Origin of the sequence: uncultured Nitrospira sp. (genome assembly GCA_902500695.1) — a bacterium.
Taxonomy (GTDB): domain Bacteria; phylum Nitrospirota; class Nitrospiria; order Nitrospirales; family UBA8639; genus Nitrospira_E.
This window is the reverse complement of record CABVRQ010000002.1, coordinates 67,351-81,555: the sequence shown is the minus strand read 5'-3', so window position 1 is coordinate 81,555 and position 14,205 is coordinate 67,351. Positions and strand designations below refer to the sequence as shown.

Sequence of the window (14,205 nt, the reverse complement as noted above, 5' to 3'; positions counted from 1 at the left end):
ATATCCGCGTTGCCATCTGCATCCGTATCACCGACTCCTGCGACCTGCCAGGCTGAGGACACACCGCCCAGTGAGTCCATGGAGAAGGGCACTTCCTTTCCATTCAACAACCATACCGCAGCACTACCATTCGTATGTCGCCAGACTAGGTCGGCCTTGCCATCCCCATCCAAATCATGCCCAACAGAACTAGAAGAAGACTCAGTCAGCCGGACTGCGCTGCCATACTTACCAAGCCCTTCATTGCCACTAGTGCCGGCAAAACTGATGGTCAACACCACGATCCCATCGCTACCCGAATTCACCTGGCCCCACCGCGCGACATAGCCATTGTCATTGTCCGCCGGAAGCCGGGTTGAGAGACTCGTCGGCCCCGTAAACAAGACCCCACCTGGATAGGTCACCGTATCAGGATTATCCGCCGCGACCGAACTCGTATTCATTGGCGACCCCACCGTTCCGGAAAGGGTCACGAGTGAGGCCCGATCCCACGCGTAATTGTTTCGATGAGCAAAGAAGCTCAGATCATAGGTCTTAGCGGGATTAAGCCCGCTAAAGGTCAATACGAGGGAATTGCCATCATAGGAAATCGCGCCAAGCCCGCTAACCTTGCCATCAAAGATGGTAAAGCCATCGCCGATAGTGGGATTTGCCCCTTGAGTGTCCTGCGAAGTGCCGTCATATGAGCCCCCCGTCACAGTCAGGGTGACGCCGGTATCGAGGCCACTGGTAAAGTCCTTTAGAAGACCGGTAGCTGGCAGTCCAGAGCCCCCGTTGGGAGAGGTGATCTTCGTGATATTCGTTTCGAGCTGTCCCGTGCCCCAGGCGAGATCATTGTAGGCGGTAAAACCCGCCGCCGCGGCCATAGACCCCGTCCCTAAAACCAACATACCAGTCGCTAATGTGCCTGCTACCCACCCTGAAGTCCGACACGTATCTCTTTTCATATATCCGCCTTTCTTTTCTCCCCAGGAATTAGACCAAATCTTTAATGGAAACTATTCCATGCAAAACATCTCCACAAAAGATCCTTCCCGGACAATTGTTAGAACACACCTAAAGAATATGCATATGACCGGATGATGCAGTGCGATTTCCCTCTTGAACGTATTGAAATGTTTGGGGGTCTAAGACCTCAAATTACCCGATTTCACAGAACCCTTCAAGCGTTCTCCCTGTATCCACCTCCTTTGTATCTCTGAAGAAATTGAGTCGTTTTTCATGCCTGATAATCCCGGAACAAGCATCAGTCTTAAATAAGTCGATACTGTGTACCCGTTGGAAAACGATGCCTATCTTTCTTCCAGCTTGATACAGCAAAACACCTGCCACGCTTGGATCGACCACGATTATTCCTGCACATTGCTTTTTTCTCTGTGCGTTTTGTGAGGTCAATGACGGAATGGAGCAGTTAGAAGACCTGCTGATTTCTGGAAATAGTCAAATACTTTGACAGAATTGGATGCCCAGTCATTCCAGGCATTGAGAAAGGAAAAATATCTTCCAACAGCTGATGTTATTCATTCCTAATATGGATAAATTTTTCGACGAGACGGAAATTTTCAACACCTAATGATCCATGTCGGATTGTTGATTATTCGGTTATTCCGGGAGTTTCAAATCCTTTTCGGATTTTTTCCTTAATTAAGTGTTTTTCAGCACAAAAGCCAATCCATATGTGTTTATTTAACCATAGGTAGGAATAAAGCTAGGCTGGGAGTAAGAACCTTGATCGAGGGAGAATACAGAAAGCTTCGCATTTGTTTCGTACGGTTATTTTTTATGAAATTGACAGAATTCCCTTAGTGGAAAGTGTGGTGGGTGGAAATAAAGAGCATTATATCAAAAGTTTTGATATACCCTTTATTGGAAAACTATATCACCAGATCAACCCAAACATAGAGTCGTGGCATGTCGCCATCGGAACTTTCCCAAAAAGGACAGACCCGTCATTTGGAAACCGTCAATGAAAATCTGGAAGCGCATCAAGACAAGAGGAACCTCAGAAGATTCTTCAGCAAGTATTGAAATTTCAGGGTTTAACATCCCTGAAATATTCCAATCATCTCCATCCATTTACCTGCTAACCACTACGATGCCCACACAGTCTGCGTTTTCCATCCACTTGTGAGTTCGAAAGAACCACACTCGTCCCAACAAGGATCCAAAACAAATAGGAATGGCTTCCACCGAAGCTATCCTCAAAAAAAATACGAATGGAAAATCCAAGAACCGTCAGAAACACTCCCATCTGTAACCACCGATGTGCGGAAATCCTAGCTTTTGTCCATTCCTCATAGATGGCAAATCCCACTTTGACGAGCAACCAAAGGAACAGGGCCAACCCTGGTAATCCTGACCCCGTCACCACCATGAGATACCAGTTATGCGGTTTTTCCGGAATATCGGGAATTCCGAGATTCACAGCTTCCAAATCAACGATATTTTGCCCATGACGTTTTTCTAAAATAGGCACGCCATAACCGACTCCAACAATAGGATGGTCCAGAACATCAGAAGCACTAAGATTCCATACTGCTAACCGAGCCTTGATAGTCCAGGGATTGAAGGTTTCACGATGTAGTCCCAATTGGCCAAGGACGACCCCAAGGGAAAAAAATACAGCTATTCCTATGACCAGCAATCGGAATGCGTGACGTTTATGAACAAGAAATCCCCCAACAATTATTTGCGCCAGAGATGCTAACCAGACACCACGACTATAGGAAAGCACGAGGGCCAAGAATGAGAGAAGTATGACACAGACCAAGATCACCCGTTTCCATGAACTGGTCACCGCCAAGAATCCCGTGATGAACAGGGGGAAAACCATCAACACATTGGTACTCAGCCAGGTAAAATCCGCGCCGCCTACATTTGGAAAACCCGCACGAATCGTGCGATCCAAAAGATTACCTCCTCGATCCCAAAAATCAAGAAGGGAATAGGTATAACAGGCAATGGCCCCCACCAGAAGAACAGGGAGAACCTTACTTAGAAAATACTCATTCCGTTGTTCCTGCACAATCAAACAGGTGCCATAGAACACCGCAAGCTGTGCCACAACTTTTTGCCATTCCTGTAGACTGATCCAAGGATCAATGGAAAAAGGAATCGTAAGCGCAACCCATCCCACAAAACAGATAAATGGGACAAGGAGCGAGGCATGAACCCAGAGAGGCTTTCGCTCCCATAAACAAAGGAGTACTGCCATACCCAGAAGAGAGAAAAATAAATATTCTTGAATATGAAACAGTCGGGGAGAAAACCCCAAGAGAATAACCCCACAAAGACCCCACCCCAGGGCAGGCCAAAGATCAGAACCGGAGAAAGTCCTCAAACAAGAGGTGCCGCCGACCTGACCCACGTCCAAGTGAATGGTCATTGGATCAATTCATTTGAGACAAGAAGATTTCGCACAAGGAACGTTTTCAACACAATCCTCAATGCCGTTCCCGGGTGAGCGGAAATGCTTAAAACTCTGTTGCTCCATACGCAGGCGAACCAGTTACCCGAATTCAAGGAATCGATATGGATGCTAATCATCAAGGTGTACGACGACGAGACTTCTCTTCAATCAAATCCGAGACTCTTCCCATGGAACACGAGTATTTGTTATAGGCCACGGGAAATCAGATCATGAATATGAATCATACCGACGACCTTTTCCTGTCGATCAAGGACGGGTAACACAGAGATGGGCTTTTCCCGTTTCTCCATAAATTGAAGAACTTTGACGGCTTTTTCATCCTGATAGACCCAACTGGGCTTTGAGTTCATCACCGTTGCAATTGTGAGAGCGAAAAGGTTTTGCCCCTCCTCCAACACCCGACGAATATCAAAGTCAGTGATCAATCCCAATAAACGATCTTGCTCATCAAGTACGGATACTGCGCCAGCACGTTTACTCGTCATTTCACACAACATGAATTGAATCGTGTGAGAAAGACGAATAACCGCATTTTCTTCACCTGTTCGCATTAGATCCCCAACGTTCAAAAACAGTCGTTTTCCCAATTGTCCACCAGGATGAAACATGGCAAAGTCGGCTGGCTGAAAGTTTCGCAACTTCATCAAAGCCATGGCCAGCGCATCCCCTAAGACCAAGGCTGCAGTGGTACTGCACGTGGGTGCCATATTGAGCGGACAAGCCTCCTCTTGAATGGGCGTGACAAGAACAAGATCGCTCCCTCGTGCCAGAGTGGAAGTTGCCTGAGCAGTAATGGCAATAATTCGTGCACCCATTTTTCGAATAAACGGAAGCAGTGCCAACAATTCTTCGCTTTCGCCTGACTTTCCTACTGCAATCACCATATCTTCTTTCGCCACAATCCCAATGTCCCCATGCAGGCCCTCGGAGCCATGTAAAAACACTGCAGGTGTGCCGGTGGACACCATCGTAGCCGAAATTTTGTTCGCTATCAGGCCGGATTTTCCCACCCCTGTCAGAATCACTTTTCCCTGACAGGCTTGCAACAGCTTTACGGCCTCTTCGAAAGGAGGACCTACGCTCTCCTCAAGATGCGCAATGGCTTGAGCCTCCAGCCTGATCACCCGACGAAGTTCCTGAAGAATATCCATAAGGATCTGATCTTTTGATCTTTAGAAAAGCAGATTATTCTGGTAAAAATGTTTCAAGATAAAATTATCATTAATTAAACAGCACTAATTGGTTCTGCCTTAAAGGCGCAAGGTACGTCCCGCACCTGAGGAGGACCTTCGCTATACTGAAACCCCAACCAAGGTATTTTCCATTGACGCACAGTAAGGAGGAATGGAATCGGTGATAGGAGGAACTTTTGCCACTTTTGGGAATAGACTTCTTTACCAAGATGAGCGTCTATGCCTATTCAAGTGTATCAATACACAAAATCATGATTTGGGTCAAGTTAAGACAGGGCTCACCGTTTCTGGGTTGGATCATGACGCTGGACCTTCCTATAAGCACTGTTGCCTCCTTAACCGAACCTGGTACAAAGAAGGAAACTGAGCCATAGGGAAAGGCCAACACAGGATTATGAAACCCACAAAATTATCACCTGCCACGACTCAAGAAATTGCCAGAATGTATAAGGCGCTGGACTATGATGGGCTTGGCCCGGTTTATTGCGACGAGGGTGGAGACGCATTTTGGCAGGATCGCCGAGGCCCCTGCCAAAAACTGGGAACCGCAATTGCGAAAGCCCTCCGCACCCGTTTACCAGCTATGGGTCGAAGTTTATATGTGGGCGCGGGAGTCCCGGAGATTCCCGTTTTGCTCATGGAACGGCTGGAATTAAATCGAACGGTATACCCTTATAATCTGCGGCAGGCAGAAGTGGACATCCTTAACCAAGCAGGAGGCGAAAGCGGAATCCCATTTTACTGCGGGTCCGCGGAGACTGCGACAGGCAACGTTGATCATCTTTGGATTGTCAGCGTTCTGAATGATCCGGAAGAATTCCCCAATCTTTCAGTCCTTTTTTCATACGGCCGTGCAGACCCTATGACATTTGACATATCGGCATTTTCACAGGAACGGGAAACCGGAATTCGCTTATTTGCCAATTGTATGGCCAAACTAACCATGCCAGGTTTGCTCACCACCTCGGTGGAAGAAATGCCATGGGTTGAGCACTGGTGCCACTCACATGGCATTTCTTACCAAGTTGAAGATCAGACGTATCCAACAGCCTTGGTAGGCGATCCCGTGTGCTTTATACGCATTGGATAAGGACACCTCATTTATTTAACATTCACGCGGGATAAGGGAGGGAACCAGCGCTGTCATGAAACCCATTCCCCTAGGATTAATTGGCGTAGGACGACACGGCTCCCGTTACCTTCAACATTTACTCTCCGTCGAAACGGGAGGAGAATTGATTGCCATCAGCCGAAGAAACATGGAAGAAGGCATTCGACTTGCCACAGAATACCCCTTCCGCTTTTACCCGAACTATCACGATCTCTTAGCCGATTCGGCTATTCAGGCCGTTCTAATCGTGACCCCTCCTTCACTCCATCTTCCCATTGCCTTAGAGGCCATTCAACTTGGCAAAGCGGTTCTTCTGGAAAAACCCCTCGCCCTTAACCAGACCCAAGGCCGCCAAATCGTTGAGGCCGCCACCAAAGCTAAAATCCCTGTAATGACGGCCCAGACTCTGCGGTATGAGCCTGCGATCCGGCAATTGCAAGCCATCTCCTCATCCTTAGGCCAATGGCAATATCTTGTTTGCACCATGCGATTCGAATCCCGCCCAGGGTCGCCTGAAAAAAACACGCCAGGGAGCAATTATGGGGCCCTCATGGAATTTGGGATTCACTTGCTGGACTTGCTCCGAGTTCTCACTCAGGATGAGGTCCATTCGGTCTCGGCTGACATTAGTCGACCTGCGGCCCAAGACCCCGAACATCGGGCTTTTATCAAAATGGTGACCCGAAAAAGAGGACTTCCCTGTTATCTCGATATTTCACACGTCAGTCAGGGACGAGTCACTCGCGCAGAAATTATGGGGTCAGAAGGACAAGCATTAGCCGATTGGACGACCAACATCGTTCGAAAAATTTCCAGAAGAAACGAGATACTAGACTATCCCTGCCCTCCCAGTGCAACGTTGATTGAAGTGCTTCGAGACTTTTGTCGAGCGATCCGAACCGGCGGCCCGATGCCCGTTACCGCAGAAGATGGGTTACGAGCAGTCGAACTTGCCGATGCGTGTTACCGATCGGCACAAACCGGGAAACCCGTTTTCCTCAATTAATTCCTGGATCTTCATGACCGGCCTCCTGGCATTTGAGATCTCCACAGCTCATAGGCATCATGGATAGATGATCCTTTCATCCGATAGACCCCGTCGGCTTCGTCGAAAATTTTCTCAATCAATTCCCAATCTTGCCGAGAAACATTATAACGTTGAAAGAGTTCAGTAAGAGCTGGCCTCTCCCACATTGGCATTTTGTGGTCATAGCTCACGAGAGCCTCTAACATTTTTGATGTCAAACCTTTCTGATAAATTGAATGTAAAAGCCCTGCACCTTCCTTTTCAAAACGCTGCCCAACCGCCGCTGTAAAATATTCGCTCAAATCTGAAGATTGGGATTTCACTAAGGCCGATTGCAATTGAATGAGGCCATGAATCAGTTGATTGGCCTGGGAGGTCCCATCCGGCGGAAGAACATTGGCACCTTCAAACGTGGCTATGAGGGCCATGACCGAACCAACTAAGGCCGAACCAGCTCCCTTCGAAGAAACATCTGGCAAATGCTGGGGCGAGGCAACCTCGCGGTGAGCGCGAAATAAATGACCAGGGACCCAATGCTTATAGGCGAAGGAAACGTTTATCATCTCCTTCTGAATTGGCTTAGAATTATCAACTCCTGACAAGGACTCATTCTCCAAGCATCCTTCACTTCTACTTACACTAGCCCCCCACACGAGCAAGACAGTCACCGCTATCCATACAGTCAAGGAGATCCACGACGGCTTTCGATTGTGACCCTGGTAGAACACCAAACTCATGCCTTTCACTTTTCCTTTGATTCTATGAACCATTCCCTTGCCGTCTCCACGTTTCTGCAAAACCGATGTTTGGTTCATGCCTCCCTCCAAACTTCATTGTCCTGGCTTATTGGTGCTCTATACCCATTTCGGGGATCTGCATCTATTGTCCTCATTAAGCAAAAAGCCTTTTTCACAACTGCATCACACCTTCTTGCAAGAATGTTCCCCTCACGCTCCAGTGCCCTATCTTTCTGCTGAGTCGGCAGTTGTTGTTTCAGAAAAATTCGAAGCGATCATCGAGAAATAGCCTGCACCCACAGCGTTTCAATCCGGCATGATCGACATTTGGAACAATACCTCCAACAAATCGCCATGGATTCCCCCCCTGCCAAACTGGCTGAAGCAGCCCAGATTAGGGCAGCTTGTAGAGTCCTCCCGTCGGATACACCTATCATTTTACCAATCCATATGGGTTCATATTGTGTACCACCCCATCCTCAGGAATCGGAGGGATGCTCCAGCTACAGGGCGACCTTACATCAGTGACACCTCATAAACTCGCCTTCTAGAAATCCCACGAGCAAAACTCCTCCTTTCCTGTCAGTAGACAAGATTGTTTGACGTCTCCCCCTGTCCATCCCTTTCTTTTCTCCAGCTAATTTCTATGGAATTTATGATCGCTCGGGTAAAATTGCGTGCAATCTTTTGTCCCTCCAACATTGACCATTTTCCTAGCATTATGAGACATTCAAGCAACGAATCATGGACTGACCCTATATTCCATTCATCAACGGTTATGATCGAAGGAGCACCGTTTCATGTCAAAAACCTTGAAAAAAAATAGCCAGGCCCTGACTGAGGGACCAGACCGTGCCCCCGCTCGTGCGATGCTCAGGGCGGTCGGCCTGACCGACGACGACTTTACCCGGCCCCTCATCGCGATTGCCAATACCTGGTCTGAAATTACCCCTTGCAATTATCATCTCCGCGATCTGGCGGCGAGTGTGAAGCAGGGGATTCGTGAGGCGGGAGGGACCCCCATCGAATTCAACACGATCGTGGTCTCAGACGGCATCAGCATGGGGACCGAGGGCATGAAAGCCTCCTTGATTAGCCGGGAAGTGGTGGCAGACTCCATTGAATTAGTGGTTCGAGGACATCTGTTTGACGGAGTCATTGCCTTATCAGGTTGCGACAAAACCATTCCGGGATGTGTCATGGCCCTGGCCCGTCTGAATCTCCCATCAATCATGCTCTATGGAGGCTCCATCATGCCTGGAGAATTCCATGGAAAACCTGTGTCGATCCAGGATGTCTTTGAGGCCGTAGGATCACACGCCAAAGGGAAAATGACAACGGAGGAGCTGATTGAGTTAGAACGACGAGCCTGTCCAGGAGCTGGCGCCTGCGGTGGCCAATTCACAGCGAATACCATGGCTATTGCGTTTGAATTTTTAGGAATTTCTCCATTGGGTTTCAATGGCGTGCCAGCCCTCGACCCCAGAAAGCACCAGGTAGCGAAGGAATGCGGGAAAATCCTGATCAATCTTCTGAAGAACGATCTTCGCCCACGGGATATTATTACTCGCCCAGCATTGGAAAACGCCATTGCAGCAATCGCCACTACCGGTGGATCGACCAATGGCGTTCTCCATCTCTTAGCTCTTGCCCATGAAATGTCACTCCCACTAAATATTGACGATTTTGATACCATCAACCGCCAAGTCCCACTCCTGGCCGATTTGAAACCAGGAGGTCAGTTCATGGCAGCCGACCTCTATCAAGCAGGAGGCACCCCATTGGTGGCAAAATGGCTTTTGGAATCTGGCCATCTGCATGGAGGCCAAATGACTGTGACCGGACGAACCTTAGCTGAAGAAGCTTCCTCAGCCAAGGAAACTTCCGGTCAAAAAGTTCTCTTTCCCCCTTCTCATCCAATTAAACCAACGGGAGGATTGGTGATACTAAAAGGCAATCTTGCGCCGGAAGGCTGTGTCGTCAAAGTAGCGGGTCATGCCAAATTAGCACACCATGGCCCCGCCAAAGTCTTCGATTGCGAAGAGGATGCGTTTCAGGCAGTTCAAAAAGGAAAAATCGTGCCAGGGGATGTGGTTGTTATCCGCTATGAAGGGCCACAAGGCGGACCAGGGATGCGAGAGATGTTAGGCGTGACGAGTGCTATTGTTGGGGCAGGATTAGGCGAATCAGTCGCCCTTTTAACGGACGGAAGGTTTTCAGGAGCCACTTATGGCTTCATGGCTGGACACGTCGCCCCAGAAGCCGCAAAAGGAGGACCGATTGCGGCGATTCAAAACGGAGACCTGATTCATATCGACATTACTGCCCGACGTTTGGATGTTGAACTATCAGATCAAGACATTCAAACCCGTCTGGCAAAATGGAATCCACCAGCACCACGATATACAACCGGCGTGCTAGCCAAATATGCCAAGATGGTTTCCTCCGCATCTCTGGGAGCCGTGACTTCCTAACGATTCTCCTCCAGAGAGCCGAGGTTACTTTTTGAGGGGAATGTTCATCTTCTTTTGGGCAATTTGGACCGATTGAAAGGCCTTGTCCTTTTTCCCGAGTGCCGCTTCTTCTTCCACTTTTTCAAGAAAATCCTGTGGTCCGTGGACTGGGGCATACGTAAGGGTCACCACCACATCCATGGAAGGCGCATCCTCTGGGGTGGGAAACGTAAAGACCTCTACCCGCATTTCTTCAGGCTTAAGAAGGGTATCGTGTAAAACCGTTTTTGCCTCAAAATCAAAGACTGTCTCCTTTCCCTCCGTATTGCCAAACGTCCGCTCATAAAACCGTTGTTCGTTGTAAACCTTTTTGAGATTTTTCCCAAAAATAGAAAGATCAACGACGACCCGAGACCACCCGGGATGCGGCAAAGGCAAATTATGCGGGACCAGGCTCTGAATACTGACCTGGACTTGAGAAGTGTCGGCGGAGGCTTCAGTCGTAAAGTCCAAGGTAACGGCATCCGCACGGACCTTTCCGAATCTACCAGGGAAGCTGTGATTAGCGACCTTCCTGACCTTCTCTCCATTTGCAGATTCATCAACGGCTTCTGGCATATGACAGGTTTGACAAGGCTTCCCACTCGTTTCAGCGTTAGTTTTTTCCCAAGATCCAAGCCACCCAGGGAGGTCCTTGACAGAGCCTGTGGTCTTTGGAAGTGAATCGTGACAGGTCACGCAGAATTTAGACTCTCGATAGAGTTCCAGCTTCTGTGATTGATGCGCCAGATTCTGAGCGGCCTTATCATATCCTCCAAAAATCGTCGTCCCCAATTGGAATGTTGGGGTTGGAGGATGCGAACTCATGTCAACATCCTGAATAAGATGGCATTGCGGACATCCGACTCCATCCATCCGCGGATCCTTTGATTGAACCTCTTTAATAAAATGAGGCAGATGGTCGCCATATTCAAGAATGTGCGGAGCGTGACAACGAAAACACATTGCGTGGTCTTTTTTATCGGATGAAGCGAGAAATTTGTCCAAAGTTACCCGGAAAGCAGCAGTCACAATAGAACGCGATTGAGCCGAAGCTTCCCATTCATCAAAAACTCGAAGATGACAGCGTTTACATTTTTCAGAATTGGGAAATGATTTTTCTAACGGTTTTTTGTTTGAAGACGATTCACCTGCAACAGAGGCCGGAGGAGGCACCGCCAGCAGAAAACATCCCAACAACAACAATACCCCCCCCCTCAGAACTTCATCCCCGAGTGTTCTCTCTTTGTAGCTTATGGTCATCAGACAATCCTTTTATGTTTTCCAACAAACAATCTACAAGTTTTGACTGTCTATAAACTCATGGTGCGAAACGTGAGGAGCCGTGGGGAAGAATAATCTTTAATAATGCGTTCTGCCGTTTCCCGTTCTTTATCGGTAGCCAGGCTTTCGATGAATTTCGTGGCAAGAGCCTTAGATGGCTCGGGAATGAGAGAATAACTCACTGAGGCCTCAATCAGGGAAGCCTCTGTACCTTGAGGAACTTTCAATGTAAATGGAATATGTCTGGTTGTGCCTCCATTAACAAATGGTCGGGGTATCGGACCGCGAAGCAGCTCATCAAATGTTCGGCCAAACCGTTCCTGATATTGGTCGATAACGTGTCCATCTGAATTTTTGAGCGTAATCGTGACATAAAATTGTTTCAATACTGGATCGCCACCGGGAAATGTATGAGGCAAGGCACCATTCCGTAGCAGGACCTCTCCCTCAACCTGCCCCTTGACCTTTTTGGCCTCAATATCCACTCTTGAGAACCATTCGGCCTGTAAATTCCTATTACTCAGCATAATCCCAGGAATCACAATACCTTGGAACCAATGCCGCCCGATTGGACGGGTGAGGGCTCCACGTTGAGAGGTTGAACTCCCCGTAGAACGCTCCATATGACAGTCCTGACAGATCGTACCTTTCAGAATTTCCCCAGGGATATCAGGCCGAGTGACGTCCTTAACCTTATCAAAATGGCAGGATGCGCAGTAATGTGCTCCTCGATAAATATCCGCCTGCCCGGAGGGATGCACAAGATTCTCTTCTGGTTCGGCGTAGGGTCCGTAAAGAATCGCCCCTGATTCTATTTTGAAAGTGGGATGCCCATTGGTATTTTCTTGAATCCCTGTAATGAGATGACAGGCACTACAGCTAATGCCTTCAATTTTGACTCGCTTTCCTCCCTTCATCACTTGATCAATAATCCGATCAGTGTGCTGTGGGAACACGGTCACTGCTGGAGCATGACAAGAAAGGCAGCGAGTTCGTTGTTCCTGATCGGGATCGGTGTGAAGCCACAGGCCCAAAACGGTTCTGAACACCGGTGAAGTGAGAGCTGTCCCATGGAGAAGAGCTCCATCCACCCGGCCAAAGGTCTTCAAATCCATGGTCTGCTCACGCATCCCCTTCCACTCTTCATAATGCCGGTCATGACATTGTTTGCATTGCTCAGAAGGGATAAAAACCTGCTCAATTTCCTCAATCCAGGATTCATCTCCTTCACCAATAACCGTGCTAGGCTGTTGACCAAGCCCGACTCCAGATACACAAAAAATCCCAAAAATGGCCGTTAAAATCCATCGGTTGTGTAATGGTACTATTTTCAACAACCAAAAAGTTTTGCTAAACAGATTTTTCATGCAAATGGTTTAATCCTGAAGAATTCTTACAAAATGAAAATTAAGCCCGCCGGTAACCCCTTGATTCTCTGGATCTGCAGGTTCATAGGTGGCGACAGTAAAATTCTTTGTGGGGAGGGTCTGTTCCAGGGCCGTCCCCAAATCTACAAGTGTTTTAATTTCATACTTATCAACTTCCTTAATGATCGCTTTTACCTTGATCCCTGATAATTCGGCTGGAGAAGCCCCGATGACAGCATACACCACCACCCCTTCAGCTTTGGTCAATCCAAGAATTTCCTTGATCTCCTCGTCTACTTCCCCCACATCGATTCCAAATTGTTCCGCTAAAATCACAGCTTTTTCTTTGGTCATATTCTCACTTGGCAGTTGACCAAATGTCCCTGATTGGAGGACAAACAATCCAAGCCACAGGCACAAAAAACTTAAGGAAATTTGCATTCCACCTATAAATCGCATCCTCTTCATTCCTAGGATTCTCATGATGACCTAGGTGTGGATTCCATTGCTCCTGCCCCATTTTGAGATGGAGACTGAACAGGATCAATGAGTAGTTGCATCCAGGAGGCAACAGACTTTTGCCCATTCCGCTCCTTATTTTCTCCATTCCAAACCGCAAAGGCTATGGCTTGCATTCGCCCAGGAACCAGCATCGCTTCATTGTCCAAGTCATCTCCAGTAGACGTCAGTGGCCGTTTCATGACCACTCGCCACAGACCGTTTTTCCACTCCGCTTGTCCTTGAATTCGTCCCTGCTGTTCTTTGCTGGTTAGGGTGCTAAAACCCCCTCCTACAAGATCCTCGACCGATGAGGGCCGACGCGGGATCACTTCAAACCGACGGGGACCTGATTCTCCACGCTTAGATTCTTTGGCTCGCTCGGCACGCCGATCCACGTCACTCTGCCAATCCGCTTTCCAATGCCAAATATTCACATAATGATCGAGTTGGCCCATGCAAAAAAATGCCGGGGCATCTCCCAGAGGAAGAGCCAATGCAACCCCATCCCTGAAGACCCCAGGCGTTAACGACTCATTAATTGTGGCATCCTGCCACTCCAGTAAAAACGCAATATCTTTCCCGTCATGAATGGATCGGATGGAAAGAGCTCGTGCACTGGGCTCCGGCCATACCGGCCTGGTGATGATTTGGCCACTGAGCGGAACAGGGAGAGGAGCCACGGTTTCCCACGCTGAATCGGAAGGATGGATAGGGACTTCCTCTTTTGAAAAATGCGCAAGGACAACCATGCCCTGAGAACTGACAAGGGGAACTTGATACCAAGTCAATCCGAATAAAACCACCACAGCAAAAACCACGAATAAAACAATCCGTTTTTTGGCGTGAATTGTGCTCAATACTTGATTTCCTTGGAATTTTTAAAGATTCAATATCAATGATATTTCAAAAATGAGAAAAAATCAGTCCATTCTCGAACACATTCATTCTAGGCGATCGTTTTCTATTTGAGTGCGTGTTTCTCGAATAACTGCATTACCCCATTTTAAATGCAGAGCGATGCGGAGTACAAACCGAAAAGAAGGCTTCAAGAGTTTCGACCAAA

At 48.1% G+C, this 14,205-nt stretch carries 11 protein-coding genes; 3 read left to right on the top strand and 8 right to left on the bottom strand.

What is annotated here, in order from left to right:
* From AAH187_RS00775 to AAH187_RS00765, 3 genes are all read right to left on the bottom strand, one after another.
* Positions 1-947, bottom strand: a 947-nt coding sequence (locus AAH187_RS00775; protein WP_342346524.1) for a VCBS repeat-containing protein, incomplete at its 3' end; no start/stop codon positions are given.
* A gap of 1,136 nt (positions 948-2,083) precedes the next feature.
* Complete coding sequence (locus AAH187_RS00770; protein WP_342346523.1) at positions 2,084-3,385, bottom strand: O-antigen ligase family protein; 1,302 nt, start codon at positions 3,383-3,385, stop codon at positions 2,084-2,086.
* Positions 3,386-3,615: 230 nt separating this feature from the next.
* The gene (locus AAH187_RS00765; protein ID WP_342346522.1) at positions 3,616-4,581 is read right to left on the bottom strand and encodes a KpsF/GutQ family sugar-phosphate isomerase; all 966 of its coding nucleotides are present in this window, start codon (positions 4,579-4,581) and stop codon (positions 3,616-3,618) included.
* A gap of 436 nt (positions 4,582-5,017) precedes the next feature.
* Between AAH187_RS00765 and AAH187_RS00760 the strand changes: the two genes are divergently transcribed.
* Positions 5,018-5,713, top strand: coding sequence for a hypothetical protein (locus AAH187_RS00760; protein WP_342346521.1), 696 nt, complete (start codon positions 5,018-5,020; stop codon positions 5,711-5,713).
* Between the two features lie 55 nt (positions 5,714-5,768).
* Positions 5,769-6,740 (top strand): Gfo/Idh/MocA family oxidoreductase, encoded by a 972-nt coding sequence (locus AAH187_RS00755; protein ID WP_342346520.1) that lies wholly within the window; start codon positions 5,769-5,771, stop codon positions 6,738-6,740.
* Positions 6,741-6,751: 11 nt separating this feature from the next.
* On the opposite strand, the gene AAH187_RS00750 is transcribed toward AAH187_RS00755, so the two are convergent.
* Positions 6,752-7,324 carry a hypothetical protein gene (locus AAH187_RS00750; protein ID WP_342346519.1) on the bottom strand — a complete coding sequence of 191 codons (573 nt, stop codon included), beginning with the start codon at positions 7,322-7,324 and terminating at the stop codon, positions 6,752-6,754.
* Between the two features lie 974 nt (positions 7,325-8,298).
* Here AAH187_RS00750 and ilvD point away from each other — a divergent pair.
* Positions 8,299-9,972: a dihydroxy-acid dehydratase gene (ilvD, locus tag AAH187_RS00745; protein WP_342346518.1), complete on the top strand. Its 1,674-nt coding sequence runs from the start codon at positions 8,299-8,301 to the stop codon at positions 9,970-9,972.
* A 24-nt stretch (positions 9,973-9,996) separates the two neighbouring features.
* Here the strand turns inward: ilvD and AAH187_RS00740 are convergent, their stop codons facing one another.
* The 4 genes from AAH187_RS00740 to AAH187_RS00725 are packed head-to-tail and all read right to left on the bottom strand — an operon-like array spanning position 9,997 to position 13,999.
* Positions 9,997-11,253, bottom strand: coding sequence for a multiheme c-type cytochrome (locus AAH187_RS00740; RefSeq protein WP_342346517.1), 1,257 nt, complete (start codon positions 11,251-11,253; stop codon positions 9,997-9,999).
* Between the two features lie 50 nt (positions 11,254-11,303).
* Positions 11,304-12,641, bottom strand: a complete 1,338-nt coding sequence (locus AAH187_RS00735) for a hypothetical protein (RefSeq protein ID WP_342346516.1) — start codon at positions 12,639-12,641, stop codon at positions 11,304-11,306.
* Positions 12,642-12,650: 9 nt separating this feature from the next.
* The gene (locus AAH187_RS00730; RefSeq protein WP_342346515.1) at positions 12,651-13,100 is read right to left on the bottom strand and encodes a PDZ domain-containing protein; all 450 of its coding nucleotides are present in this window, start codon (positions 13,098-13,100) and stop codon (positions 12,651-12,653) included.
* A gap of 20 nt (positions 13,101-13,120) precedes the next feature.
* The gene (locus AAH187_RS00725) at positions 13,121-13,999 is read right to left on the bottom strand and encodes an ethylbenzene dehydrogenase-related protein (protein ID WP_342346514.1); all 879 of its coding nucleotides are present in this window, start codon (positions 13,997-13,999) and stop codon (positions 13,121-13,123) included.
* Positions 14,000-14,205: the final 206 nt, after the last annotated feature.